General features: G+C 51.9%; 20 protein-coding genes, 9 tRNA genes and 2 pseudogenes. 10 read left to right on the top strand and 21 right to left on the bottom strand.

Going from position 1 to position 25,549, the window contains the following annotated elements:
* Together VFA_RS23510 and fkpA are read right to left on the bottom strand one after the other, a co-directional pair.
* A partial coding sequence (locus tag VFA_RS23510) for a PAS domain-containing protein (protein WP_187380388.1) occupies positions 1 to 197 on the bottom strand: 197 nt, incomplete at its 3' end.
* A 177-nt stretch (positions 198 to 374) separates the two neighbouring features.
* Positions 375 to 1,160 (bottom strand): FKBP-type peptidyl-prolyl cis-trans isomerase, encoded by a 786-nt coding sequence (gene fkpA / locus VFA_RS18000; protein WP_004728285.1) that lies wholly within the window; start codon positions 1,158 to 1,160, stop codon positions 375 to 377.
* A gap of 139 nt (positions 1,161 to 1,299) precedes the next feature.
* Between fkpA and VFA_RS17995 the strand changes: the two genes are divergently transcribed.
* Together VFA_RS17995 and VFA_RS17990 are read left to right on the top strand one after the other, a co-directional pair.
* Positions 1,300 to 2,280 (top strand): WD40 repeat domain-containing protein, encoded by a 981-nt coding sequence (locus VFA_RS17995; protein WP_014203965.1) that lies wholly within the window; start codon positions 1,300 to 1,302, stop codon positions 2,278 to 2,280.
* Positions 2,281 to 2,282: 2 nt separating this feature from the next.
* Entirely contained in the window at positions 2,283 to 2,510 is a 228-nt protein-coding gene (locus VFA_RS17990; protein ID WP_004728283.1) for a SlyX family protein, read from the top strand.
* A 31-nt stretch (positions 2,511 to 2,541) separates the two neighbouring features.
* Here the strand turns inward: VFA_RS17990 and VFA_RS17985 are convergent, their stop codons facing one another.
* The 9 genes and pseudogenes from VFA_RS17985 to tsaE form a co-directional block, all read right to left on the bottom strand.
* A complete protein-coding gene (locus VFA_RS17985) occupies positions 2,542 to 2,730 on the bottom strand; it encodes a DUF2065 domain-containing protein (RefSeq protein ID WP_014203966.1) in 189 nt (62 codons plus the stop codon).
* A 77-nt stretch (positions 2,731 to 2,807) separates the two neighbouring features.
* Positions 2,808 to 3,791 carry a protease modulator HflC gene (hflC, locus tag VFA_RS17980; RefSeq protein WP_004728281.1) on the bottom strand — a complete coding sequence of 328 codons (984 nt, stop codon included), beginning with the start codon at positions 3,789 to 3,791 and terminating at the stop codon, positions 2,808 to 2,810.
* A gap of 2 nt (positions 3,792 to 3,793) precedes the next feature.
* A complete protein-coding gene (gene hflK / locus VFA_RS17975) occupies positions 3,794 to 4,987 on the bottom strand; it encodes an FtsH protease activity modulator HflK (RefSeq protein ID WP_004728280.1) in 1,194 nt (397 codons plus the stop codon).
* 45 nt (positions 4,988 to 5,032) lie between these two features.
* A complete protein-coding gene (gene hflX, locus VFA_RS17970) occupies positions 5,033 to 6,322 on the bottom strand; it encodes a ribosome rescue GTPase HflX (protein WP_004728279.1) in 1,290 nt (429 codons plus the stop codon).
* A gap of 41 nt (positions 6,323 to 6,363) precedes the next feature.
* Positions 6,364 to 6,627, bottom strand: a pseudogene (gene hfq, locus VFA_RS17965) (RNA chaperone Hfq).
* 195 nt (positions 6,628 to 6,822) lie between these two features.
* Positions 6,823 to 7,755 (bottom strand): tRNA (adenosine(37)-N6)-dimethylallyltransferase MiaA, encoded by a 933-nt coding sequence (gene miaA / locus VFA_RS17960; protein WP_004728277.1) that lies wholly within the window; start codon positions 7,753 to 7,755, stop codon positions 6,823 to 6,825.
* On the bottom strand, positions 7,752 to 9,701 hold the full coding sequence (gene mutL, locus VFA_RS17955; RefSeq protein ID WP_004728276.1) for a DNA mismatch repair endonuclease MutL: 1,950 nt from the start codon (positions 9,699 to 9,701) through the stop codon (positions 7,752 to 7,754). The genes miaA and mutL overlap by 4 nt, the downstream gene beginning before the upstream one ends.
* A gap of 12 nt (positions 9,702 to 9,713) precedes the next feature.
* Positions 9,714 to 11,432 carry an N-acetylmuramoyl-L-alanine amidase gene (locus VFA_RS17950; RefSeq protein ID WP_038152505.1) on the bottom strand — a complete coding sequence of 573 codons (1,719 nt, stop codon included), beginning with the start codon at positions 11,430 to 11,432 and terminating at the stop codon, positions 9,714 to 9,716.
* Complete coding sequence (gene tsaE, locus VFA_RS17945) at positions 11,426 to 11,890, bottom strand: tRNA (adenosine(37)-N6)-threonylcarbamoyltransferase complex ATPase subunit type 1 TsaE (RefSeq protein WP_004728274.1); 465 nt, start codon at positions 11,888 to 11,890, stop codon at positions 11,426 to 11,428. The genes VFA_RS17950 and tsaE overlap by 7 nt, the downstream gene beginning before the upstream one ends.
* 210 nt (positions 11,891 to 12,100) lie before the next feature.
* Here tsaE and queG point away from each other — a divergent pair, with 210 nt between their 5' ends.
* Complete coding sequence (gene queG / locus VFA_RS17940) at positions 12,101 to 13,213, top strand: tRNA epoxyqueuosine(34) reductase QueG (protein ID WP_004728273.1); 1,113 nt, start codon at positions 12,101 to 12,103, stop codon at positions 13,211 to 13,213.
* Between the two features lie 573 nt (positions 13,214 to 13,786).
* On the opposite strand, the gene VFA_RS17935 is transcribed toward queG, so the two are convergent.
* The 10 genes from VFA_RS17935 to orn all read right to left on the bottom strand — a co-directional run bounded on the left by VFA_RS17935 (position 13,787) and on the right by orn (position 15,559).
* Positions 13,787 to 13,863: transfer RNA gene (locus VFA_RS17935), tRNA-Met, on the bottom strand.
* A gap of 41 nt (positions 13,864 to 13,904) precedes the next feature.
* Positions 13,905 to 13,980, bottom strand: a tRNA-Gly gene (locus tag VFA_RS17930).
* Positions 13,981 to 14,011: 31 nt separating this feature from the next.
* Positions 14,012 to 14,088 (bottom strand) — tRNA-Gly (locus tag VFA_RS17925).
* Between the two features lie 31 nt (positions 14,089 to 14,119).
* Positions 14,120 to 14,195, bottom strand: a tRNA-Gly gene (locus tag VFA_RS17920).
* 31 nt (positions 14,196 to 14,226) lie between these two features.
* A tRNA-Gly gene (locus tag VFA_RS17915) sits at positions 14,227 to 14,302 on the bottom strand.
* 33 nt (positions 14,303 to 14,335) lie between these two features.
* A tRNA-Met gene (locus VFA_RS17910) sits at positions 14,336 to 14,412 on the bottom strand.
* A 58-nt stretch (positions 14,413 to 14,470) separates the two neighbouring features.
* Positions 14,471 to 14,546: transfer RNA gene (locus VFA_RS17905), tRNA-Gly, on the bottom strand.
* 33 nt (positions 14,547 to 14,579) lie between these two features.
* A tRNA-Met gene (locus VFA_RS17900) sits at positions 14,580 to 14,656 on the bottom strand.
* 56 nt (positions 14,657 to 14,712) lie between these two features.
* Positions 14,713 to 14,788 (bottom strand) — tRNA-Gly (locus VFA_RS17895).
* A gap of 225 nt (positions 14,789 to 15,013) precedes the next feature.
* Positions 15,014 to 15,559 carry an oligoribonuclease gene (gene orn / locus VFA_RS17890; protein WP_004728272.1) on the bottom strand — a complete coding sequence of 182 codons (546 nt, stop codon included), beginning with the start codon at positions 15,557 to 15,559 and terminating at the stop codon, positions 15,014 to 15,016.
* 160 nt (positions 15,560 to 15,719) lie between these two features.
* Here orn and rsgA point away from each other — a divergent pair, with 160 nt between their 5' ends.
* From rsgA to VFA_RS17855, 7 genes and pseudogenes are all read left to right on the top strand, one after another.
* Positions 15,720 to 16,781: a small ribosomal subunit biogenesis GTPase RsgA gene (gene rsgA / locus VFA_RS17885; protein WP_004728271.1), complete on the top strand. Its 1,062-nt coding sequence runs from the start codon at positions 15,720 to 15,722 to the stop codon at positions 16,779 to 16,781.
* 144 nt (positions 16,782 to 16,925) lie between these two features.
* On the top strand, positions 16,926 to 17,783 hold the full coding sequence (asd, locus tag VFA_RS17880) for an archaetidylserine decarboxylase (protein WP_004728270.1): 858 nt from the start codon (positions 16,926 to 16,928) through the stop codon (positions 17,781 to 17,783).
* A 169-nt stretch (positions 17,784 to 17,952) separates the two neighbouring features.
* Positions 17,953 to 19,369: pseudogene (locus VFA_RS17875) on the top strand (SLC13 family permease).
* A gap of 266 nt (positions 19,370 to 19,635) precedes the next feature.
* Positions 19,636 to 21,516 (top strand): methyl-accepting chemotaxis protein, encoded by a 1,881-nt coding sequence (locus VFA_RS17870; RefSeq protein ID WP_004728269.1) that lies wholly within the window; start codon positions 19,636 to 19,638, stop codon positions 21,514 to 21,516.
* A 134-nt stretch (positions 21,517 to 21,650) separates the two neighbouring features.
* On the top strand, positions 21,651 to 22,538 hold the full coding sequence (locus VFA_RS17865; protein WP_004728268.1) for a DMT family transporter: 888 nt from the start codon (positions 21,651 to 21,653) through the stop codon (positions 22,536 to 22,538).
* A gap of 164 nt (positions 22,539 to 22,702) precedes the next feature.
* The gene (gpmM, locus tag VFA_RS17860) at positions 22,703 to 24,235 is read left to right on the top strand and encodes a 2,3-bisphosphoglycerate-independent phosphoglycerate mutase (protein WP_038152503.1); all 1,533 of its coding nucleotides are present in this window, start codon (positions 22,703 to 22,705) and stop codon (positions 24,233 to 24,235) included.
* A gap of 164 nt (positions 24,236 to 24,399) precedes the next feature.
* Positions 24,400 to 25,536, top strand: coding sequence for a murein hydrolase activator EnvC family protein (locus VFA_RS17855; RefSeq protein WP_004728266.1), 1,137 nt, complete (start codon positions 24,400 to 24,402; stop codon positions 25,534 to 25,536).
* Positions 25,537 to 25,549 lie beyond the last annotated feature (13 nt).

Here is a 25,549-nt window from a genome sequence, read left to right as displayed (position 1 = left end):
AGCTCGCCGGCGGGCCCGTCCAGATCTTCCAGCGAGTGCAGAACGATTTCACAAAAAGGGCCAATCAAGCTGGCAATTCCATCCACAACGGCTTCGTATGAACGCAAAATTACTTTGTCATGCTCTGTAAATGGTTTCACATGCACGGATTCCATCTCAAGCAACATATCGGCATTAATAGTCTCTGTCGTTGTCACTGTATTTTGACCTTAGAACGAAAAATCAACAAATTGGTGTAAGTTTATCAGAAAATTTTAGCCGAAGACTCTGCTATATTGCCAACAAGTGATTTAGAACAAATTATGTAGCAGTTCTAGAGCGGGATCAAAAAGGGCCTGAACAAGTCAGGCCCTTTGCGTTGCAATCCGTGATGCTTATTGCGCTGCTTTGTCACCGTTGTCGATTTTCAGCAGTTCCACTTCAAACACCAAGGTTGAGTTGGCCGGAATGGTTGGCGTGTCTTGTTCGCCGTAAGCCAACTCTGGCGGAATCACGAACTTGTACTTCGAGCCCACTTGCATCAGTTGCACGCCTTCGGTCCAACCTGGGATCACGCGATTCAACGGGAATGTCGCTGGCTCACCACGATCGTAAGAGCTGTCAAATTGCGTGCCGTCAATCAACGTACCTTTGTAGTGCACTTGCACGGTATCCGTATCTTTAGGTGAGTCACCTTGCGCTGGGGTCATCACTTGGTACAACAGGCCAGTGGCGGTTTTCTTCACGCCTTCCTGTTTTTCGAACTCAGCACGGTAGTCATCGCCTGCTTTTTTGTTCGCAGCCGCTTTTTCAGTGGCTTGCGCTTTCATTTTTTCAGCCACGCGTTTATCGAGCGCTTCCAGCGCCGCACGGGTCTCTTCTTCGGTCATTTCAGCGTTCCCAGCAAACACATGCTGAATTCCCTGAAGAACCATATCTTTGTTCAGATTGATGCCAATTTCACTTGGTTTTTCAATGCTGGTGCTGAGGTAATTCGCAAACGAAACACCAATTGCGTACGCTGCTTTGTCGTCTTCATTCTGGAAGGTTACCGTTTTTGCGGCAGAAGCTTGTTCTGCGGCTGGTGCTGCGGTTTCTGGTTTTGCAGCTTCTTCTTTCTGACAGCCAACGGCCAACACTACGGTTGCGGCCAGTAGCGACACTTTAAAAAGTGATTTCATTGAATTCTCCAATTTGTAGGCAAACCTTTTGTGATTGTGCACAAATCTTGGTTTCAAGCTGGTGCGCAACACAGAGTTGTACCAATATAGCCTTATGTTTTCAGATTGTCTTTACACACGAGGCGGATAATTAGAACTGATGCGAATAATTTCTCATTCCATCCTACTGTTTGTTGTCATTTCATTGTTAAATGGCTGTTTTTTCTCTGACCAGAATGTCGAACGCTGGGATTTAGAACCCAACGGGTCCACCAGTTTTGGGCTCAGTAGAGATGGGCGATTCGCGCTGATTTACTCCAAAGAGCATCAGTTGGTGCTCTGGGATCTGAGCGAACACAAAAAGCTCGCCGACCTCGGCGCGCAAGATCCTCAAGCGAGCACCGTGTCGCTCATCCGCCTTTCTGATAACGGCCGCTATGCCGTGACCGCGAGCCAAATCAATTTCGCCGTCTGGGATTTGGCTTGGACGCAAGCCAAAGGCCTTTGGTCCATTTCGGACGGACTGATTCGCGATGTCGACATCACCAGCAATGGCGAGCAAGTTCTGCTCGGCCTCTCCAACGGGAAAGCCATTTACGTCGATTTAGTCACCGGACGACGTCTGGAGTTCCTTGCCCATCAGGAAAAAGTCAATTCAGTCGCGATTTCACCCAATGGTCGTTACGCCCTGACGGGCGGCAACGATTACACCGCCTATCTGTGGGACACCCAAACGGGCCAAATTTTACGTCAGTTTAAACACGATCAGCGCGTCAACCGCGTTGCGCTGCAACGGGACGGCCAACTCGCTTTTACCTCAGACGGCGGCAATCAAGCCATCATATGGGATCTGAAAACCGGGCAAAAACGCACTTCGTTGAGCAGTTTTTCACGCCAGTTGGTTTTCTCTGCGGCCCGCTTTTCCGATGATGGTTCCCGCTTGGTGACAGGCACCCCATCCAGCCGTATCGCCGTTTGGGACACGCAAAGCGGTAAGAAACTCGACAGCTTTGAAGCGGAGCCGAGAAAAGATGCCCGCCCACCGCGCGCGGTGGTGTATGATGCGGCTTTCGATTCACAGCAACGTGTCATTTCAGGCACGTCTGCCGGTATAGCTCAAGCTTGGAAACTCGACGACTAATCATGAAAGACGATATGTTGACTTCGCTATTGCAGCGCATAGATGACTTGGAATGCAAAGTGGCGTTTCAGGAGCAAACCATTGATGAACTCAACGAAGCGTTAAGCCATCAGCAACTCTTGATCACCAAAATGCAGGATCAAATGAAATATGTGGTGGGCAAGGTGAAAAACATGGATACGTCCAATCTGGCCGATCCCTCCCAAGAAACACCACCACCACATTATTAACGGCGCACGTGAGGGGCGCCATGCTCGAGCGTTAGCGCATACAGTAATACGCGATCACGGCGCCCGCCACCACCAGACAACCGCCGATGCGGCGCAATTGGTGGTCCGGCTGCTCACTCAGTTGTGCCACCATGCGACGCCAGCCGTTGGGGGCAATCAACGGGCCAAGTCCTTCGACAATGAGCACCAGCCCAACCGCAACCCAAATTGAATTCGACACCGGGTTCTCCTTCGTTTGATCCATCGACAAACAATAAAGGCTCCTTGCGGAGCCTTTATGTTATCTGCAACCGGCGATTATTTCGCAGGCGCAGTGCCTTTCGAGTTATTCATGTATTGGAAGAATTCGCTATTCGGATCCAAGACCAGAATGTCGCTCTTCTGACTGAATGATTTTTCGTACGCACGAAGAGAGCGTAGGAAGCTGAAGAACTCTGGATCTTTGTTGTAAGCATCCGCGTAGATCTTCGCCGCTCGTGCATCCGCACCACCGCGTGTTACACGCGCGGTTTTGTCGGCTTCTGCCAGAATGGTCGCCACTTCAAGCTCAGCTTGTGCTTTGATCACTTCTGCTTTTTCACGACCTTGTGAACGGTGCTTACGAGCCACCGATTCACGCTCTGCGCGCATACGACGGTAGATCGATTCACTGATCTCATCCGGTAGGTTGATTTTCTTCATTCGGAAATCCACTACACGAACACCCAAGTCTTTCATGGCGCTCTTACGGGTATCTTCTAGAACGTTTTCCATGATTTGGTCACGTTGACCATCAATTTCCAACGCCTGCTTCGCCGCTTCAGTCGTGACCACATCTGAATCCGGGCTGTCTGGCAACACATCGCTGTTACGCGGGCCTGAAACGATTTGCTTGATTTCACGCGCACCGATTTCAGAACGCAGTACGTCTGTCACTTTACGCTCTAGCAGGGCTTCCGCCGTGAGCGTGTTACCGCCGCCGGTTGCCAAGTAGAACTGACCGAAGTCTTCAATACGCCATTTCACGTACGAATCGATGATGACGTCTTTTTTCTCCGAAGTGACGAAACGGTCCGAACGGCCGTCCATGGTCTGAATGCGCGCATCCAGTGTTTTGACACGGTCAAACATTGGCATTTTGAAATGCAGACCTGGCTCGTAAATTCTCGATACATCATTGTTGTCTTTCAGCACTCGACCGAAACGAATGACGATACCACGCTCCCCTTCCGGGATAACGAACATCGACATCAGCAGCAACGCCAGAACAACAACGACAACAGGGATCATTAACTTACGCATTCTTAGTATCTCCCTTGACGTGTGCTGGTTGAGCGAGATTGGGTATCGCTTTCCGTTTCAGTGCGTTGTGATTCCAACTCAATTTGGTCATAAGCCGAAGACGACTTTGTCGGACGCTTGGTTGCCGCGCCATCCTGCCCGGCCAACTTATCAATTGGCAGGTACAGCAGGTTGCCGCTGGATTTTGAATCAATCAGCACTTTCGACGTGTTGGAGTACACTTCTTGCATCGCATCTAGGTACAGACGATCACGCGTAACTTTTGGTGACGCGGTGTATTCCGGTAGCAGTTTCTCGAACTGTGCCACCTGACCCAACGCTTCGTTCACGGTACGTTCGGTGTAACCTTGCGCTTCTTTCTTCAGACGCTCAGCACGACCGGTCGCTTTTGGCAGAATTTCGTTTTTGTACGCTTCTGCTTCACGAATGAAACGCTCTTCATCTTCTCGCGCCGCGATGGCGTCATCAAACGCATCTTTCACCTGCTCCGGCGGACGGGCAGACTGGAAGTTCACATCAACGATGATTAAGCCCATGTCGTAGCCGTCGATGATCTGGTTCAGGGTTTCCTGAGTGCTCTGACGAATTTGCTGACGACCACTGGTCAAAATGCTATCCATCAATGAGTCACCGATCACAGCACGCAGTGCAGAGTCCGTCGCCTGGCGTAGGCTGTCGTCTGCATTGGTCACTTTGAACAGGTACTTGTATGGGTCAGCCACACGGTATTGCACATCCATCGATACGGTGACCACGTTTTCGTCTTTGGTCAACATCAGACCCGACGCACGCAGTGAACGGATCGCTTGCACGTTAACCGGTGTCACTTCATCAATAAAGCGCGGACGCCAGTTCAGGCCTGGATCAACGATGCGATCGTATTTACCCAGACGCAGCACCACACCACGCTCCGCTTCACCAATTGTGTAGAAGCCAGCAAAGAACCAAATCGCGATGGCAATCGCGGCAATGACACCAAAGCCAATCGCACCACCACCGGAGAAAGAAGGCCCTTTACCGCCACCGCCTTTCTTACCAAACTTGCCACCCAGCTTCTGACTCAGTTTATTAAACACTTCGTCTAAATCTGGCGGACCTTGTTCACGGCCACCTTTACCGCCGCGATTGTTGTTACCCCATGGGTCATTATCGCGGCCGTTGTTGCCGTTATTATTTCCGGGCTCATTCCACGCCATTAGAAAGCTCCATCATTTGATATGACGTTATACTCTAGCAGTCCTTTAAGTAACTATAAAGTCACGTAAAACTGCCTCTTCTCTTTTTTCTAGTCTAGACCAATCCACTTGCTGCATACGAACTGTGATCAGTAAATTGCCTTCTTGATCATACTCTTCGTGTTGTATGCACTTCATTTGGAAGAAGGTACTGCGGATTCTGCCTTGGTGTTGTGGCGGAACTCGCAAGCGATATTCAACGATCTGACTGACCAGACGTTCGGTCAGTGCTGCAAACAGCAGATCAATGCCAAGACCATCCATTGCCGAGACCCACACCGCTCTCGGAACGCCCTCGTCGTCTCTTTCTATACGAGGTTGTTGGCCTTCTAGATTATCGATTTTGTTCATCACCAAGAGCGTGGGCACTTCGTTGGCCTCAATCTCCAGCAGAACATCATCGACAGCCTGAATATTCTCACGAAAACGCTCGTCACTCGCATCCACAACATGTAACAAAATGTCAGCTTCCTGAGTTTCTTGTAACGTGGCTTTGAATGCGGCCACCAGATCGTGTGGTAAATGACGAATGAATCCGACGGTGTCGGCCAAAATCGCTGGCCCAACATCGGCTAAATCAATTTTTCTCAAGGTCGGGTCGAGGGTCGCAAACAGTTGGTCTGCGGCATAGACGCCCGCTGAGGTAATGCGGTTAAACAGGGTCGATTTCCCTGCGTTGGTATAACCGACTAATGAAACCGTGGGTATTTCTGCCCGGTTTCGTGCACGTCGACCTTGTTCACGCTGCTTCGCTACGCGCTCTAAACGGCGCAAAATGGCTTTGATTCGTTCACGCAATAAACGACGGTCCGTCTCCAACTGGGTTTCACCCGGACCACGTAAGCCGATACCGCCCTTTTGACGTTCCAAGTGCGTCCAACCACGAATCAGACGAGTAGAAATATGGCGCAACTGAGCCAGTTCCACTTGTAATTTACCTTCGTGAGTACGCGCACGCTGTGCAAAGATATCTAGGATCAGACCGGTACGGTCGATCACTCGACATTGGCAGAGATGTTCGAGGTTACGTTCTTGGGCAGGAGAGAGGGCATGGTTGAAAATCACCACATCAGCGTCCGTCGTTTGGACGGCCTGTGCAATTTCCTGGGCTTTGCCCTCACCGACATAATATTTAGGGTGAGGAGATTGTCGGCTACCGGTGATCACCTGTAGGGTCGACACTCCTGCGGAAGAGACCAGCATTTCACATTCTCTGAGATCTTCCCATTCACCCTCTTGCGTGAAGTTGATATGAACAAGTACGGCTCGCTCACCGGCTTCGTAACGGTCAAACAAGCTATCAACTCCTTAATAAATAATAATTTGCGTACAGAGAATTAATCTTCTGATTTCTCTGAGCCGCGCTCATTCGTTGGACGATCACCGCTGTGATGGCTCACTGGACGAGCAGGAACAACTGTTGAGATCGCGTGTTTGTACACCATTTGGTTCACGGTGTTTTTCAACAGGATCACAAATTGATCAAACGACTCGATTTGGCCTTACAGCTTAATGCCGTTCACAAGGTAGATAGACACTGGAATACGCTCGCGACGTAGTGCATTTAAGAATGGGTCTTGTAGAGATTGCCCCTTAGCCATTTTATTTTCCTTATTTGTATTTTGTTGTAGTTATTTAGCTAGCGGTGCACTGAAATTTGTGCGGCTTTCGCATCTGAGCTAAACGAATAAAAACACCCCGTTGTTACCGATCATTGGGGCTGACGCGCCAAAAACAAGTAACGGATCCTTTACAGGGCACATCACGCAAAAGCGATCACATTATACACAGCTAACTCAATCAGATGCTATGGCATTTGAGAGAGTTTCCAACGCGTGTTCAACGTTTTCGCTATCTAACCAAGTTAAATCATCCCAGCTGCGCAACCAGGTGATCTGTCGCTTGGCCAATTGACGAGTGGCGCAGATTCCGCGAAAGATTGCGTCCTCCAAACGACCGTTCCCGTCTAAATAGTCCCACATTTGTCGATATCCCACACAACGGATCGACGGCAAATCAGGATGAAGATCTTTTCGAGCATAGAGTGCTTTGACTTCTTCTTCAAACCCTGCTTCGACCATCTTTTCGAATCGGAGTTCAATTCGACGGTGGAGCTCAGCCCTTTCCTTGGGAGCTATTGCGAACTGCTTGACCCGAAAAGGTAATGCTTCCCCTTTGGTTTGAGTCAGTTCAGTAAGAGTTTTACCTGAAATCCGATAAACTTCCAATGCTCGCGATAATCTTTGTGGATCATTTGGATGAATTCGTTCGGCCGAGACGGGGTCGATGTGGCGTAATTGGTCATGCAACGCCAGCCAACCATGTTGTTCCGCTTCGTGTTCGATCTGTTGACGAATCTCAGGATCAGCGGCTGGCAGCGGGGATAACCCTTCCAGCAACGCCTTGTAATACAGCATGGTACCGCCCACCAGTAGCGGGATTCGCCCTTGTGCCACAATGTCGTTCATTTCACGCAGCGCATCACGGCGAAAATCTGCCGCAGAATAGGCTTCACTCGGATCGAGCATGTCGATCAGTCGATGAGGCGCCAGCGCCAGCTCGTGCTGGTCTGGTTTGGCGGTGCCGATGTCCATGCCTTTGTAGATCAGCGCCGAATCCACGCTGATGATCTCAACCGGAAACTTTTGGCGCAGACGAATGGCCAAATCTGTTTTACCGGAAGCGGTCGGCCCCATCAGAAACAGGGCTAAAGGTAATTGTGTGCTCATGAGTTTAATGCTGCAATGGTCGCGGAAAAATCCACAGGTCGAACAAAACGTTCATCGTGCAGCGGGAGGTTGCCCTGCCACATCTGCTCAATCTCTGCAATCAACTGGATCGCTTCTGACAAAGTGTAGTCAGCTTTCTCACTCACCACACGATCGCTCAGCCAATCGGCCAGCGAATTCAGATCCAGCGGCTGATCGGCCTGCTCAAAATTCAAAGACGCGTAAGATAACAGATCTGGGATCAGAAGTTGTAGATTTTGCTGTCGCAGCGGTTGCGGCACCCCCATCACCATCAAGGATCCCGGATGGCGCGGCTTGAGCTCTAAACCCAACTGCGTCAGCAGCGGCTGAGACTGTTCCAAAGCGTTGGCTTCCGATGCCGACATTTTCAACGACAGCGGTACCAGCAGCGGCTGACTCTTGAGGGGCTCGTGCTGCGCATTCAACTGCCCACGCACTCTCAGCCACGCCGCCACGCGAAGAGACAGCAGCACACAACCTTGTGGCGTGTTCATCAGCAAATAGCATCCACGCACCACCGCGATGGCTTTCCCCAGTTGCTGCACCGTAAAAGTCTCGTGTTCTAACGGCGTGTGTTCTAACGGGGTAGATGGATGGTGTTCGTCAGGCGTTGGCGAAGCCACATCGGGGGTTTGCATCAGCGCCTGATACGCGCGCACTTCAGCCTGAGACGGTGAAGGGGCACTGACGCGTTCCTGCGCGGGTTTGCGTTTTGCTTGCGAAGATTCAACCCATGCACTGTGTTTGGAGGCTTCGCGCACCTGATCGCGAGTCGCTTCACGCGCTGGGCGTTCATAATCACTGCGACCCGGATAAGCCGGCGTGCTCTCGACCGCCTGTGTCACCCGCTCTGATATCGCGGACGTCTGTTCAGGCTCATCGTGATAATGGAAAGCCGATTCGTTGTGCGTCGGCGCATCAATGTGTTGGCTTTCCGCCAGCGCGCTGCTGAGTGCCTGATAAATAAAATCGTGTACCAGACGCGCCTGATGGAAACGAACTTCGTGTTTGGCGGGATGCACGTTGACATCGACCTGATGCGGATCCAACTCAATAAACAACACGTACGTGGCAAACTGATCAGGGCGTAAACTGGTTTCGTAGCTCTGACGAATCGCATGGTTGATGAGCTTGTCGCGCATCATGCGGCCATTGACGTAACAGTATTGCAGATCGCTCTGTTGGCGCGCGCCATCGGGTGTGGTGATCCAGCCATGCAATTTGAGCCCTTGATGCGCTAACTCAATCTTGAGCATGTTGCGCACAAAGGCCGAGCCACACACCGCTGCGATGCGTTTCTCCAACTGAATCTCGGTTTTCGCAGCGCGGTATTGGCGCACCAGCTTGCCGTTGTGGCGCAAATTGAATGTCACATCAAAACGGCTGAGTGCAATGCGCTTTAACAGTTCATCAATGTGAGTAAATTCGGTCTTTTCGGTGCGCAGGAATTTGCGTCGCGCTGGCGTATTGAAAAACAGATCGAGCACTTCTACGGTGGTGCCAATCGGGTGCGCGGCAGGTTGCAGCTGCACCTGCATGTCGCGGCCTTCACTGTACGCTGACCACGCTTCTTCCTGCGTCGCCGTGCGCGATGTCAGCGTGAGGCGCGACACCGAGCTGATACTCGCCAGCGCTTCACCACGAAAGCCAAGGCTAATGATGGCTTCTAGATCGTCCAGCGTGTGGATCTTGGAGGTGGCATGACGACTCAACGCCAGCCCCAATTCGTCTTTGTCGATGCCACAGCCGTTGTCACGAATGCGGATTAACTTGGCGCCGCCCTTTTCAATGTCAATATCGATTCGAGTCGCACCAGAATCGAGGCTGTTTTCGACCAGCTCTTTCACCACCGAGGCTGGTCGTTCGACCACTTCCCCGGCAGCAATCTGGTTGGCCAGTCGCGCTGGCAGAATACGAATCGTCATACACGCCCCGTGTTATTTGTTTGGAATGATCAGGACCTGACCGACCGCAAGATTGTCCGAACGCAGCTTGTTGGCTTCACGAATGCTCTGCACGCTGACATTGTACTTGCTGGCGATCTTGCCTAAGAACTCTCCGCGCGCCACCGTGTGCTTGCGCAGCGGCTTGTCTTTCAAGCTGACGGTAATTTTCAGCTTTTGGCCCAATTTCAAGGTATCGGATCTCAGGTTATTTTCGCGTTTGATCGCGTCCACCGAGACTTTGTACGTGCTGGCCAACTTGCCCAGGTAATCGCCCGATTTGACCACGTGAGTCACGGTCTCGGTTTCAACCGGATTGCTCACCACCGGCACGTGCACCGGCCCGCGACTGCCCCCCGGAATCGTCAGGATCTGACCCACCGCGAGGTTGTTGCTCTTGAGTTTATTGGTTTGCACAATCGCCTCGACACGGGTGCCGTACTTGTTGGCGATCACCGACAACGACTCACCGCGCTGCACTTTGTGTTTTTGCGTTTTGCCTCGGTTGGCAAATAGCGTGCCTTCCGGTGGGTTGTCTTCAAAATACTGCACCACGGCCACCGTCAACGCATGCGCCAGTTTGTCCTGATGGCTGCGCTGGAATAGCAATTTCTCTTCCGCGGGGTTAGAAATAAAGCCTGTTTCCACCAGCACGGATGGAATGTCCGGCGATTTCAGCACCGCCAAACTGGCATTGACTGGTTCGCGTTTGTGCAAGTGCGCGACTTTACCCATTTCACGCAGGATGTTGGTCGCGACTTTGTAGCCTTCTTTTTGAGAATGACTGAACTGCAAATCGAGCAAGGTTTGGCTGACGTTGCGGTCGGCATTGTTTTTTGCCAGCACTTCACCGGCCCCGCCAAGCAATTCCGATTGCTGCTCATGGTTTTCGACCCAGCGGGCGATCTCCGTGTTGGCGCGGCGGGTATTGAGTACAAACACTGAGGCACCGCGCGGCTGCGGCGTATGGAACGCGTCCGCGTGAATTGACACCAGCAAGTGTGCTTTGTTCTTACGGGCGATTTCAGAACGTTTGTTCAGATTTACAAAGTAATCGCCGCGGCGCGTAAGCACCGCTTTCATTCCCGGCACGGCATCAATTTGATCCGCCAGTTTCTTGGCCACACTCAAGGTAACGTCTTTTTCGTACTTGCGGGTCGGACCGATCGATCCGGGATCTTCACCACCGTGGCCAGCATCAATCGCGACAACGATATCGGCGGTGCCATAGAGCTGCGAAGCATCTCGGCTCACTTTGGCCTCGCTGCTTGGTTTAGCCGCTGGCTGGCTGGCAGTTTCGGCGTGCGGCAGATCAATCACCAAACGATGGCCATATTGGCCGCCTGGTGTCGGCGCGAGCTTAAACAGTTGCGGGGATGATTTCCTTTTCAGCTCCAGCACCAGACGATAGCTCGACTTTTCAGGCGGAGAACTGGCGCGGATTTTCGTGAGGATCGCACTGTCGCTGACATGAACCGGTAATTTGGTGCCCAGTGAGGTCTGTTTGAGATCCACCACCAGACGATCCGGCCCACTGAGGGTAAAATAGCTGAAATCCACTTCGGATTTCACGTCGATCACGACGCGTGTTTCATCCGGAGAGGGCCAAACTCGCACCCCCTCCAACACGTTGGCCTGGACGGCACTCGACAGGAAGGCGGTCGTCAGCGCAAGCCAGACGACCCAAGAACGGCAAACGTGAACGATCAACATAACTCCAACTGATTTAGTAATGTACGCCCATAGTCGTTGTTTGCGGTGAACACCGCTTGGCGCTGGTTGCCATCGTAACGCATGTCGAGATCCAGATCCGACGTAGGCAACATGCCATGACCTTTCTCCGGCCATTCCACCAGACAAATCGCATCATCGGTAAAGTAATCACGGATCCCCATGAACTCGAGTTCTTCCGGATCCGCCAAACGGTAAAGATCAAAGTGGTACACTTGCCATTGAGCCAATTGGTACGGCTCCACTAAGGTGTACGTCGGGCTTTTCACATTGCCCGTATGACCCAATGCACGAATGAAACCACGACTGAAAGTGGTTTTGCCTGCACCAAGATCGCCATGTAAGTACAAGGTGGTCTGTTGCGTACAGAGCTTGGCCAGCGCTGTGCCAAGATCTACCGTCGCGTGCTCATCTTTAAGGGTGAAGGTCTTCGTGGTCATTGAAAATATCTCTAATGTGTCGAACATCGACTATATAAAAATCAAAAGAAACCGAATAGTAAACTGGGTTGGATTTGAGAGACAAGCTCTCTTCTGTAAGCAAACCGAAAAATATTCGCCAGCGTTGCGGAAAAAAGCACGCGCGAAGCGCTGGATCCCCCCAGATAGATCCGCTAAGATCCCCGCCCCATTTTACCGAGCTGAACCGTTATGGATTATCACGCACTTGCAGATCAGATCAAACACTGGGCCATTGAGCTCGGATTTGAAAAAGTCGGGATCTGCGATGTGGATCTGAGTCAACATGAAGCCGCACTGCAGCAATGGCTCGACGCGGGATATCACGGCGAGATGGATTGGATGGCGCGCCACGGCATGATGCGCGCGCGCCCAGCTGAACTCCTGCCCGGCACCTTACGTGTGATCAGCGCACGCATGAACTACCTACCGCCGCAGGCGCAGTTTGCCAGCAATCTCAATAACCCAACTCACGCTTACATCAGCCGCTATGCGCTCGGCCGTGACTACCACAAGCTGCTGCGCAATCAGCTCAAGAAACTGGGCGAGAAAATCGAAGCTGCGGTGGGTGAATTGGGATATCGCCCGTTTGTCGACTCTGCACCGATTCTGGAACGCCCTTTGGCGCAGAAAGCCGGACTCGGCTGGACCGGTAAACACTCACTGATTCTGGATCAAGACAGCGGCTCGTGGTTTTTTCTCGGCGAACTGCTGGTTGATATTCCACTCCCCGTCGATACGCCGTCTGAAGACCAATGTGGTAAATGCCGCGCCTGTGTGACCTCTTGCCCCACTGGCGCCATTGTCGCCGATGGCGTGGTCGATGCTCGGCGTTGCATCTCTTACCTCACCATTGAATACGATGGTGTGATTCCACTCGAATTTCGCAAAGCGATGGGCAACCGCATCTACGGGTGCGATGACTGCCAACTGGTGTGTCCGTGGAATCGCTTTGCTGATCTGACGCAGCAATCTGACTTCCATCGCCGCCCAGCGTTCAACGAACCGGACTTGGTCGCGCTGTTTGCGTGGGATGAAGCCACCTTCTTGCGCAACATGGAAGGCTCGGCCATTCGCCGGATAGGCCACCAGCAGTGGCAACGTAATCTGATTATCGCAATGGGCAATGCGCCCTATTCCTCTCGCATTATCGACGCGCTGACTCGTCACCAAGGGCAATCCGCCTTGTTGGATGAACACATAGAATGGGCCTTAGCCGAACAGCAAGCTCAGTTGCCGTTTAGCAACACCAAGCACCAACGCTTGGTTCGTATCATAGAGAAGGGGTTGCCGAGAGATGCTTGAATGAGGGCGAGTTGCACAAGCCTTACGCACAGACTTTGATATGCTTCTCAAATATCCCAAATGTGGAAAAAATTTTTTATCCGACTCTGTTTTCTAAATCTTAGAAAAGTTAGTCACACCAGCAGGAAATGATTAGGATCAATGAAAATACAGTTAATGATCTTTTTTTGTTGGAATGCTTGTTGCTAACAAGTCAATTAAAGTTAATAAAAACAACGAGTTACAGAAAAACCCGTATTATCACTCAACCTGAGTTGCCAAAAAAGATCCTGCCGCAAGTCACCATTCCAGCTACTGAAAAACACTTTATACACCAAGTTATCCACAGAAATAAAATGTGGATAAGTCTGTTGATGAACAGTACAAAATCAGTCTGTAGCAGGTAAGCGGGCACATTCGGACGAATGTCGCAAACAAAAAGAAAATCACACTACCTCGCAGCAGCGTGTTTATTTTTAGGGGGTTTATGCTTCACAGCATTATAGAAAGAGCATTGGCGGTTTGCCAAACTTTTGCCGTTTTAAGAGTAAAAAAATCTGCGTCTAGCGCAGTGATCTCTTGAAACGAAGAAATTGGTTGCGGGGGCCGGATTTGAACCGACGACCTTCGGGTTATGAGCCCGACGAGCTACCAAGCTGCTCCACCCCGCGTCCGTATTGTGTCATCGTTAAGCACGATGAGGGCTATCAACTGGAGCGACACACGAGGTTCGAACTCGTGACCTCAACCTTGGCAAGGTTGCGCTCTACCAACTGAGCTAGTGTCGCATGTCACCGTTAAGCACGATGAGAGCTAAACTGGAGCGACACACGAGGTTCGAACTCGTGACCTCAACCTTGGCAAGGTTGCCCTCTACCAACTGAGCTAGTGTTCGCATGTCACCGTTAAGCACGATGCGGGCTAAATTGGAGCGACACACGAGGTTCGAACTCGTGACCTCAACCTTGGCAAGGTTGCGCTCTACCAACTGAGCTAGTGTCGCATGTCACCGTTAAGCACGATGCGGGCTAAACTGGAGCGACACACGAGGTTCGAACTCGTGACCTCAACCTTGGCAAGGTTGCGCTCTACCAACTGAGCTAGTGTCGCAAGGATTAAATGCCAAAGCACTCAATCTGAATTTGGTTGCGGGGGCCGGATTTGAACCGACGACCTTCGGGTTATGAGCCCGACGAGCTACCATGCTGCTCCACCCCGCGTCCGTATTGTGTCATCGTTAAGCACGATGAGAGCTATCACCACTTTACCAAAGGAAAGTGGAGCGACACACGAGGTTCGAACTCGTGACCTCAACCTTGGCAAGGTTGCGCTCTACCAACTGAGCTAGTGTCGCAAGGATAAAATGCCAAAGCACTTCATCTGAATTTGGTTGCGGGGGCCGGATTTGAACCGACGACCTTCGGGTTATGAGCCCGACGAGCTACCATGCTGCTCCACCCCGCGTCCGTATTGTGTCACCGTTAAGTACGATGAAGACTCTGCCATTTACCTGAAGTAAATGGAGCGACACACGAGGTTCGAACTCGTGACCTCAACCTTGGCAAGGTTGCGCTCTACCAACTGAGCTAGTGTCGCATCAACAACGTTTTCCGTCGTTTAGGGCTGCGAATTATAAGAGCATTTCTGTGTGATGCAAGAACTTATCGCGAAAAAAATCTAATTTTTTTTCAGTTGATGAAAAAGCGCGCAACCCAGAACATTCATCCATCAAATTGTGCTGAACTTGCCACCAGCGTGCGCATTCACCGCCTGCCAACGCAGGCCAACCGTCCGTTGCGGCCAGCCATGCGACGCCCTTTTTTAGATGCTAAAGACGGTCGAACGATAAAATTGTAGCTCCGCGATCGACTCACGAATGTCATCCAATGCGAGGTGACTACCCTGTTTTGAAAATCCATCCAACACGGCTGGCTGCCAACGACGAGTCAGTTCTTTGATGGTGCTGACGTCGATGTAACGGTAGTGGAAATATTCTTCCAGACGCGGCATGTGCTTGTAGAGGAAACGGCGATCCTGACCAATACTATTGCCACAAATTGGTGATTTGCCCGCAGGTACCCACTGTTCAAGAAACGCGATGGTTTGCGCCACAGCATCGTCTTCACTCACTTGGCTTTGGCGTACACGCTCCACCAACCCGCTTTGGGTGTGCGTGTTGGTACACCAATCGTCCATTTTTTGCAGTTCGGACTCGGGTTGATGCACCGCCAATACCGGTCCTTCGGCCAGAATATTGAGCTGGCTGTCGGTCACGATGGTCGCGATTTCGATGATTTTATGGGTTTCAGGATCCAAGCCTGTCATCTCTAAATCGATCCAGATTAGGTTTTGATCGCTAAAAGACATAGAGGAGTACCTATATAGGTTTGTCGATAAAGCAGGTACTATATACCCAAGTCTGTACAAATCAAATTATCGGCTGTGTCTGATAACACGTACTAAACCGGGCGGCGAAGGGGAACAATCTCTTCCTTCATGCCGTCCAGCAACACGAAAGTAGAACAGAGTGGCAAAGAAAAAGAAGCTGACAAAAGGTCAGGTAAGGCGCGTACGAAATAACCAGCACCGCAAACTGAAGCAGGAAGAAACCGTTCAGTGGGATGAGTCGATGCTGGAGAACGCCAAAACTGGCTTGGTGATCACCCGTTTCGGTCAACATGCGGATATTGAAGATCCTGAAACTCAGGCCATTCATCGCTGTAACCTGCGCCGGGGCATTGAGAGTTTGGTCTCTGGCGATCGCGTGATCTGGCGTCCGGGCATCGAAACCATGGCGGGGATTTCCGGCGTGGTGGAAGCGGTTGAACCACGCACCTCCGTGCTGACACGTCCCGATTACTACGATGGGTTAAAACCCGTTGCGGCCAACGTCAATCAGATGGTCATCGTCTCGTCGGTGCTGCCTGAGTTGTCGCTCAATATCATTGACCGCTATCTGATTGCTGCCGAAACGCTCGCCATCGCCCCATTGCTGGTGCTCAACAAAGTCGACTTGTTGGATAAAGACCAGCGCGCGCAGTATGAACAGTGGTTATCGGCCTACGAGAAAATTGGCTACGACGTGCTGTACGTGAGTAAAAACAGTGGCGAAGGCATTGAAGCGCTGGAAGCCAAACTGCGCGATCGCACCAATATTTTTGTCGGTCAATCCGGAGTCGGGAAATCCAGCTTAGTGAACGCGCTGATGCCCGAATTGGACGAAATGGTGGAAGAAGGCGAAATTTCTGAAAACTCAGGTCTGGGCCAACACACCACAACGGCGGCGCGTCTGTACCATATTCCATCCGGCGGCAATCTGATCGATTCACCGGGGGTACGCGAATTTGGCCTCTGGCACTTGGAAGCGGAAGATGTCACCAAAGCGTTTGTCGAGTTCCGTCCTTATCTAGGGGGCTGTAAATTCCGCGACTGCAAACACGGCGATGATCCGGGTTGCATGCTGCGTGAAGCCGTCGAAAAAGGTGAGATCAGTGCGACACGCTTTGAGAACTATCATCGCATCATCGAAAGCATGGTGGAAAACAAAGCTAACCGACAATACTCGCGGAATAAAAAAGCCGATCTGTAACGTGGTTCCGCTTTCGTCAGTGAGATAAAACGAGAGCGGTTCTCGTTCTTGCGGGGATAAATGCTGACATCATTCACGATTTTCAGTAACATTCCGCGCCCAAAGATTAAACACCCCAAATTAAACACATTGGAATGACTTACAATGGACAAGATTAAAGTTGGACTGCAATACTGGATTCCACAACACGGCCTGACCCGTTTGATGGGCAAATTGGCATCAGCCAAAGCCGGCGGTCTAACCACAGCCATCATTCGCTGGTTTATCAAGCAATACAACGTCAACATGGACGAAGCATTGCACTCCGATCCAAAGCATTTTAAAACTTTTAATGAATTTTTTGTCCGTGAACTCAAGCCGGATGCTCGCCCACTCGCACAAGGCGATGACGTGATCACGCACCCCGCCGATGCGTGCGTCAGTCAGTTTGGCCCCATCCACGACGGCAAACTGATTCAAGCGAAAGGCCATGATTTCTCCGCGCAAACGCTGCTTGGCGGCGATGCCAAACTGGCCGAAGAATTCACGGCCGGTGAGTTCGCCACACTTTACCTATCGCCGAGTGACTACCACCGCGTACACATGCCATGTGACGGCACATTGCGCCAGATGATTTATGTCCCGGGCGATCTGTTCTCGGTGAACCCATTGACCGCAGCCAACGTACCAAATCTGTTCGCGCGTAACGAACGCGTGGTGTGTATTTTCGATACAGAATTCGGCCCAATGGCCCAAGTGCTGGTTGGCGCCACCATCGTGGGCAGCATTGAACTCGTCTGGGCCGGCACCGTCACACCACCGCGCGGCAACACAGTCTACCGTTGGGATTACCCCGCAACTGGCAACAAAGCCGTTGTGCTGAAAAAAGGGGAAGAGATGGGCCGCTTTAAGCTGGGGTCGACCGTCATTAACCTGTTCGCAAAAGATGCGATTCGTTTTGATGATAGCATGCAGCTCAACGTCACCACTCGCCTTGGCGCGCCATACGCCCACAAAGCTTAATCGCCATTCACATCCCGGCCCGCGCGCCGGGATGTTTGTTTTTGACGGCCAGCACACTTCTTTTCGCCCAGCGCGCCAAAAACGTAAAACTTTGTCACCCCTCTAAGACCTTTGTCATTCAACGCGTTACCCTAGCTGCAATCTTGTCGAACTCACCAAGGAAGACGCTATGCAGACTCTGGATAAGGGCCTTCTCCTGCGGCTCGCACTCAGTTTCGGACTCCCGATTCTGGTATTGATGTTGCCCATCGATGCCATCCCAATTGACGATCTCACATTGGTCCAACACCGTCTTTTGGCGATTTTTTTATTAGCCGCCCTGTTGTGGGTTCTGGAACCTGTGCCAGTGTTTGCCACGTCGATTCTGATCATTGCGTTGGAATTGGTGATGATCTCCGACAAAGGGCTGCATCCGTTCCGCGCACCGGTCGATGGTCATGAACTCGGCCACTTGCTGCCGTATACCGACATTTTCAGTGCCTTTTCATCCCCCCATCATCATTCTGTTTATGGGGGGATTTGCGCTGGCAATTGCAGCGTCGAAGTACGAACTCGACAACAACTTAGCACGCGTACTGCTTAAGCCCTTTGGCAACCAACCGAAATACATCATGCTCGGCCTGATGCTGATCACCTCGGTGTTCTCGATGTTCATGTCCAACACCGCCACCACGGTCATGATGCTGGCGCTGCTTGGGCCGATTGTTGCCTCAGCACCCAAAGGCGATTTGGGCATTAAAGCGCTGGTGCTGTGTATTCCGATTGCAGCAAACACCGGCGGGATTGCCACCCCCATCGGCACACCGCCGAACGCCATTGCCCTGCAATATTTGACCGGTGAGAACAGCATCAGCTTTTTATCGTGGATGATGATGGGCTTGCCGTTTGTGATGATCCAATTGACCATCGCTTGGTTCTTGCTGCAAAAGCTGTTTCCTTCATCGCAACCGACCATGACACTCAAACTCGACGGCACGTTTCAGCGCAACTGGCGCGCCATCGTGGTGTATCTCACCTTTGCCGCCACCATTGTGCTGTGGATGACCACATCACTGCACGGCATGAACACTTATGTAGTCTCGATCATTCCGCTGGCTGTGTTTACGCTGACGGGCATCATGGGCAAAGAAGAGCTGAAGCAGATCAACTGGGATGTGCTGTGGTTGGTGGCCGGGGGGATAGCCATTGGGATTGGTTTGGAACAGACCGGCTTGGCACAAGCGCTGGCACATGCCATCGATTATGAATCGCTGTCGCCGATGTCGGTGGTGATCACGCTGTCGCTGGTCTGCTGGCTGATGGCCAACTTCATGTCCAACACCGCCACCGCGAACTTGTTGATGCCAATTGCCGCTGCCATTGGCACCACCATGAGCAGCCTCAACGAGGTGGGCGGATTGCAAGGCCTGTTGGTTGTGGTCGCATTCTCCGCCTCATTGGGGATGATTCTGCCAGTGTCGACCCCGCCCAACTCCCTCGCCTACTCGACCGGCCTGATTCAAAGCAAAGATATGGCCAAAACTGGCTTAATTATTGGATTAATTGGTTTGGTCATCGTCTATATTACCGCCGCCATTCTGGGCTAACCGGCTTCACTCGTGACTTGTGTTTTCTGGCACACAAGTCACGAGTTCATCATTTTCGTCCATAATTCCCTTATCCACACGACTGTTGATCAATTAATAATCGATCCCGATCAAGTTAATTGAAACGATAATTTCTTAGGCTTTTGGTGATAAAACATTAAAAATTACCGTATTTCAGTAATTTAAATTAACTATTCACGCTTATTGGATTAAATTTCAGTACGATCTATTCGCGGCATCAGGTTGTCCGGCAGGTAAGGTAGACTATGAGACATACAATAAAGTTTAAAATTCAGGTCGCGATAGCGATCATCATTGCCATCGTCAGTGGTGTGCAGGCGTGGAACTCCATCAGCCAGCTACGGCAAGAGACGACGAAGTCAATCAACAGCGAGATGGCCAACGTCAGCCTCGCGACCAACCGCTACATCAATGACTGGCTCGAAATTCGCAGCGACATGATGTTAGCCAACGAACCGCGCATCGCCAGTGGCGACAATGCCGACCGTGAACTGTTACTGACCAAACATGCCGGTCAATTTTTGTCGGTGTATGCCGCCTTTAACGACGGCACCATTGCGTACGGCGACAAAAGCGAAGATTGGCCAGCCGATTACGACCCACGTACACGTCCTTGGTATCAAGATGCGATGGCCAGCAACGGCTTGATCCTCACCGAACCGTATCAAGACTTTGACGGTAGCATTGTGGTCAGTTTTGCCAAAGCGTTCCACGGCAAACGCGATGGTGTTTTGGCGGCAGATTTAACAGTCACCAACCTGATCAAACAAGTGTTGAGCATCAAACTCGACAACAATGGCTTTGCATTTTTAGTCGATGGCAACAATAAAATCGTCGCTTACCAAGATGAAAAGCTGAGTCAAAAACCACTCACCGAGCTGAACGCCCAACTGAATGTTCAAACCATGCAACAACTCGCTGCAGCAGATGATGCGCGCCAAATCCAATGGCCCGGTCGCGATGACCAACTCATCTACGTCAGCAAGATTGCGGGCACCAATTGGCTGCTGGGGATTGTGGTGGATCACGACATGGCGTATGCCTCGGTCAGTGAGCAAATCACCTTTACCTCCATCGCCACGTTGATTCTGTATGTGCTGATCGCCTTGGCCAGTACTTGGGTGGTCAATCGTCTGCTGCAACCGCTGCAAGTGCTGTCCGGCGCGCTGGAAGAGCTGTCACGCGGGGAAGGCGATTTAACTCAACGCGTCAATATTGAACGCAAAGATGAAATTGGTGAGCTGGCTGAGAAGGTCAATCAGTTCATCAGCCAGATGCAGATGATGCTCAAAGACATCGTGGAACACAGTCACAACTTGTCGAGCCAAGCGCAGCATGCAAAATCACTGTCGATTCAATCGACGGATCGCGTGAAACACCAACAAGACGACGTCAACCAGATCGCCACCGCGATTCACGAAATGTCGGCCACTGCGGCCGAGGTCGCCAGCCATGCGGAATTGACTGCCAACGCATCGCAAGCGTCATCGTCTGCATGTGAAGACGGCCAGCAAGTGATTGGCAAAAACCGTCAAGCCATCACCGATCTGGCTAATCAAGTCACCAGCGCTGCCAGCGTGATTCGGGAACTGGAAAGCAACGCGCAGAGCATCAACCAGATTTTGTCGACCATTCAAGGCATTGCAGAACAGACCAACCTATTGGCACTCAACGCTGCCATCGAAGCAGCGCGCGCCGGAGAACAAGGCCGAGGCTTTGCCGTGGTGGCTGATGAAGTGCGCGTGCTGAGCCAACGCACACACGGCTCCACCGAAGAGATTCGCACCATGATTGAAACCCTGCAACGCAATACGCAGCAGGCGGTGGAGAGCATGGAAGCCAGTACCTCGCTCGCCGATAGCAGCGTCTCTTACGCGCAGCAAGCGCAAGATAGCCTCAGCAGCATCACGCAGGCCATCAATGAGATCAACGACATGGCGTTGCAAATCGCCAGTGCTGCTGAAGAGCAACGCGCAGTGAGTGAAGACATCAGTCGCAACACGCAAGGCATCAAAGACGCTTCGGATGATCTCGCCGCCCAAGCGCAACAAAGCAGCGAAAGTGCAAGCGAGATGCACCAAGCGGCCGATGCGATGCGCCAAGAAATCAGTCGCTTTAAAGTATAACCTCCCCAGCGCTTGAACGCGTTTGTCGGATGCCCCTGTGGACGGGACATCCGGCGCCTTGAATTTGCTTTGTTTTCCCCAGCCTTAGTGGCATATTGAGAGCCTATTTTTCCCGCATACCCAAGGACGATGTTATGGGATTCGAGTGGCTCGCGCTCGCCGCTGCCTTTTTGTGGGCCATCGCTGGCCTGATGTCGGTGACACCCGCTCGCCATCTAGGCACCTTTGCATACAGCCGCTGGCGCATGGGATGCACGTCGGTGATTTTGGGGAGCATTGCGCTGCTGAGTGGTGGCTGGTCGAGCGTCGAGGTCAGTGCGGTCACGCCGATGATGCTATCGGGCTTGATCGGAATTTTTATTGGCGATACGGCGCTGTTTGCGTGTCTCAACCGCATGGGGCCGCGCCAGGCCGGGTTGCTCTTCTCCTGCCACGCGGTGTTTTCCGCCATTTTAGGCTACTTCCTGTTTAGCGAACGCATGACGTCGGGCGAACTGCTCGGCTCCGCCTTGGTCTTTTCTGGCGTGCTCACGGCGATCTTTTTCGGGCGCCGAGGTCAAACCAACAACACGCTGGAGATGATCCGCGGCAACGTCTGGATCGGGGTTGGGCTTGGGCTCACCGCCGCCACGTGTCAGGCGCTGGGCGGCATCATCGCCAAACCAGTCATGCAAACGGCGATTGATCCCGTGGCCGCATCGGCGATTCGAATGATGACGGCATTCGCGGCGCACTGTGTGTTGCGAGCCACCGGCTCACGCGTGGCGGGTGCGACTCAACCGATGAACCGCACGATTTTTGCCATCACCGCCCTCAACGGTTTTCTGGCGATGGCGGTGGGCATGACATTGATTCTTTACGCACTCCGAGAGGGCAACGTGGGCATGGTGGCGCTCCTTTCTTCCACCACACCCATCATGCTTTTGCCTATACTATGGGTCTATACCAAGCAAAGGCCGAATCGATTCGCCTGGCTGGGTGCACTGGTGGCCGTCATGGGCACCAGCATATTGGTGTATTGAGAACGACCTGCGGCCACGGACTGGCCGATTTTGATCAATAGGCAACGTTTTATTGCATTGATAGGGAGAATCATTGATCTTAACCTACTGCAAGCGCACCAAAGTGTAGTAAAATTACGCTAATTTCGATTTCTAGTTACTTTGAATTTGACGAGGTCATAACTATGTCAGCTAAGAAGCCTATGGCTCTGGTGATCCTAGATGGATGGGGTTACCGCGAAGACAACTCAAGCAACGCGATCAACAACGCAAACACACCGGTTCTTGACGGTCTGATGGCGCACAATCCACACACGCTTATCTCTGCTTCAGGCATGGACGTCGGTCTACCTGACGGTCAAATGGGTAACTCGGAAGTGGGTCACACCAACATTGGTGCGGGTCGTATCGTTTACCAAGATCTGACGCGCATCACCAAAGCGATCGCCGACGGCGAATTCCAAAAAAATGAAGTGCTGGTTGCGGCCATCGATAAAGCCGTCGCAGCGGGTAAAGCGGTTCACCTGATGGGCCTGATGTCACCCGGTGGCGTGCACTCTCATGAAGACCACATCTACGCAGCGGTTGAACTGGCAGCGGCACGTGGCGCAGAAAAAATCTACCTACACTGCTTCCTCGACGGTCGTGATACACCACCTCGCAGCGCAGAAGCCTCTCTAAAGCGTTTTGATGAACTATTCGCAAAACTGGGCAAAGGTCGCATCGCGTCACTGGTTGGTCGTTACTACGCCATGGACCGTGATAACAACTGGGATCGCGTTGAAAAAGCGTACGACCTGCTGACTGCAGCGCACGGTGATTTCACCTTCGGTTCTGCAGTTGAAGCCCTGCAAGCCGCTTACGCACGTGACGAAAACGATGAATTCGTGAAAGCCACTGAAGTGCGTGCTGAAGGCCAAGATTCAGCAGCCATGCGTGATGGCGATGCGGTGCTGTTCATGAACTACCGTGCTGACCGCGCACGTGAAATCACACGTACTTTCGTGACCGATTTCGCGGGCTTCGAACGTAAAGCATTCCCAGCCGTTGACTTCGTGATGCTGACTCAATACGCAGCAGACATTCCGCTGCAATGTGCATTCCCACCAGCGTCTCTGGATAACACCTACGGCGAATGGTTGTCGAAAGCAGGCAAAACGCAGCTTCGTATCTCTGAAACCGAGAAATACGCACACGTGACCTTCTTCTTCAACGGCGGTGTTGAAAGTGAATTCCCAGGTGAAGAACGTCAACTGGTGGCTTCGCCAAAAGTTGCGACCTACGACCTGCAACCAGAAATGAGTTCAAAAGAGCTGACTGACAAGTTGGTTGCCGCGATCAAATCAGGCAAATACGATGCAATCATCTGTAACTACCCGAACGGCGACATGGTTGGTCACACCGGCGTTTACGATGCAGCTGTAAAAGCATGTGAAGCAGTTGATGAATGCATCGGCCGTGTGGTTGAAGCAATCAAAGAAGTAGATGGTCAACTGCTGATCACAGCAGACCACGGTAACGCGGAAATGATGGTGAACCCAGAAACTGGCGGCGTGCACACTGCGCACACCAACCTGCCTGTGCCACTGATCTACGTCGGCAGCAAAGACATTGCCCTGAACGATGGCGGCAAACTGTCTGACCTAGCACCAACCATGCTGGCACTGACCGATCAAGACATTCCAGCGGAAATGACAGGTCACGTCCTGTTCTCTTAATGCCAGAACGATGAATGAAAAGCCTCGACTTGCTCGAGGCTTTTTTTATTTTTTTGCCCGTGACATTGGAACAATTGCAAACTTTTTACCTGCTGCACTCGCCTCATTCTGCACATTGGGTATACTGAGTGCTCCATGCTTCCAATCGCGATTATCGTAAAAACATGACGTTATCAACTTACCAGCCGGCTTCACGCCTGTGTCAAAGCCTGCTCATTCTGTGCCTCAGTGCCGGCGTGCTCTCCAGCCATGCCTTTGCCGCGACGCAACAGGAACTAAAAGGTGTCAAGAGCGAGATCTCACGTCAGCAACAATCGTTATCGCAGCAACAGAAAACACTCGACCAGTTGCAACACACGCTGAAGCAACAGGAAGTGGGCATTTCCGGCTTGGAAAACCAAATCAAACAAACCAAGAACCAGCTGGCAGAATCCAATGCCAACATTGGTCGATTGCAGCAAAAAATAACGGCGTTGGAAGCGCAGCGTCAACAACAGGCCGATAAGCTGGCCGAGTTGCTACAAACCTATTACGTCACACAACGCGCCAAAGCCAGTGGCGATCTACTCAACAATGGTGTGGAAGAAGATCGCATCAGTCAGTATTACCAGCACTTGGCCAAAGCACGAACCGAAACCATTGCGGCGTTAGAAACAACGCGTCAAGCGCTGCGAGACAACGAACGTCAGTTGCAATTGGAGCGCGACCAAATCAATGCGCTGCTGGAGCAACAAACGAAAAAACGCGACCAACTGGCCAGAACGCAATCCGAACGTCGTCAGACGCTGGGCAGCATTCAAAAAAGCATCTCGGGCGATAAAGTGTATCTGGCCGAATTGCAACGCAATGAAACCCGCCTCAAAGCCGAAATTGCGAAAGCTGCAAAACGGAATGCCGTGCCAATGGATGGTATCAGCCGTCAGCGCGGTAAGTTACCTTGGCCATTGCAAGGCAAAGTGTTGCATCAATTTGGCGAACGCCAAACTGGTCAAATCGATTGGAAAGGGCTGGTGATTGATGCCAATTACGGACAGCCGGTCAAAGCGGTGTACCCGGGCACGGTGGTGTTTGCCGAATACCTGCGCGGCTATGGTTTAGTGGTGCTGCTGGACCACGGAAAAGGCGACATGACGCTATATGGTTTTAACCAAACACTGATGAAAAAAGAGGGTGATAAAGTCGCGGCTGGCGAAACATTGGCGCTGGCTGGTGACACCGGGGGGCAATCTCGTCCCGCCCTCTATTTTGAGATTCGCCGCAACAGTAAAGCGGAAAACCCGCGCACCTGGCTGACTCGTTAATCCCATCACCTTT

Source organism: Vibrio furnissii CIP 102972 (assembly GCF_000176175.1).
Lineage (GTDB): Bacteria > Pseudomonadota > Gammaproteobacteria > Enterobacterales > Vibrionaceae > Vibrio > Vibrio furnissii.
The sequence above is the reverse complement of the archived record's forward strand: the minus strand, read 5'-3'. Positions and strand labels throughout refer to the sequence as shown.

What these genes read in the sequence shown, in the direction of transcription:
- fkpA (WP_004728285.1), bottom strand. Translation starts at nt 1,160, where the DNA reads ATGAAATCACTTTTTAAAGTGTCGCTACTGGCCGCAACCGTAGTGTTG.
- VFA_RS17995 (WP_014203965.1), top strand. Translation starts at nt 1,300, where the DNA reads ATGCGAATAATTTCTCATTCCATCCTACTGTTTGTTGTCATTTCATTG.
- VFA_RS17990 (WP_004728283.1), top strand. Translation starts at nt 2,283, where the DNA reads ATGAAAGACGATATGTTGACTTCGCTATTGCAGCGCATAGATGACTTG.
- hflC (WP_004728281.1), bottom strand. Translation starts at nt 3,791, where the DNA reads ATGCGTAAGTTAATGATCCCTGTTGTCGTTGTTGTTCTGGCGTTGCTG.
- hflK (WP_004728280.1), bottom strand. Translation starts at nt 4,987, where the DNA reads ATGGCGTGGAATGAGCCCGGAAATAATAACGGCAACAACGGCCGCGAT.
- miaA (WP_004728277.1), bottom strand. Translation starts at nt 7,755, where the DNA reads ATGAGCACACAATTACCTTTAGCCCTGTTTCTGATGGGGCCGACCGCT.
- mutL (WP_004728276.1), bottom strand. Translation starts at nt 9,701, where the DNA reads ATGACGATTCGTATTCTGCCAGCGCGACTGGCCAACCAGATTGCTGCC.
- VFA_RS17950 (WP_038152505.1), bottom strand. Translation starts at nt 11,432, where the DNA reads ATGTTGATCGTTCACGTTTGCCGTTCTTGGGTCGTCTGGCTTGCGCTG.
- tsaE (WP_004728274.1), bottom strand. Translation starts at nt 11,890, where the DNA reads ATGACCACGAAGACCTTCACCCTTAAAGATGAGCACGCGACGGTAGAT.
- queG (WP_004728273.1), top strand. Translation starts at nt 12,101, where the DNA reads ATGGATTATCACGCACTTGCAGATCAGATCAAACACTGGGCCATTGAG.
- orn (WP_004728272.1), bottom strand. Translation starts at nt 15,559, where the DNA reads ATGTCTTTTAGCGATCAAAACCTAATCTGGATCGATTTAGAGATGACA.
- asd (WP_004728270.1), top strand. Translation starts at nt 16,926, where the DNA reads ATGGACAAGATTAAAGTTGGACTGCAATACTGGATTCCACAACACGGC.
- VFA_RS17870 (WP_004728269.1), top strand. Translation starts at nt 19,636, where the DNA reads ATGAGACATACAATAAAGTTTAAAATTCAGGTCGCGATAGCGATCATC.
- VFA_RS17865 (WP_004728268.1), top strand. Translation starts at nt 21,651, where the DNA reads ATGGGATTCGAGTGGCTCGCGCTCGCCGCTGCCTTTTTGTGGGCCATC.
- gpmM (WP_038152503.1), top strand. Translation starts at nt 22,703, where the DNA reads ATGTCAGCTAAGAAGCCTATGGCTCTGGTGATCCTAGATGGATGGGGT.
- VFA_RS17855 (WP_004728266.1), top strand. Translation starts at nt 24,400, where the DNA reads ATGACGTTATCAACTTACCAGCCGGCTTCACGCCTGTGTCAAAGCCTG.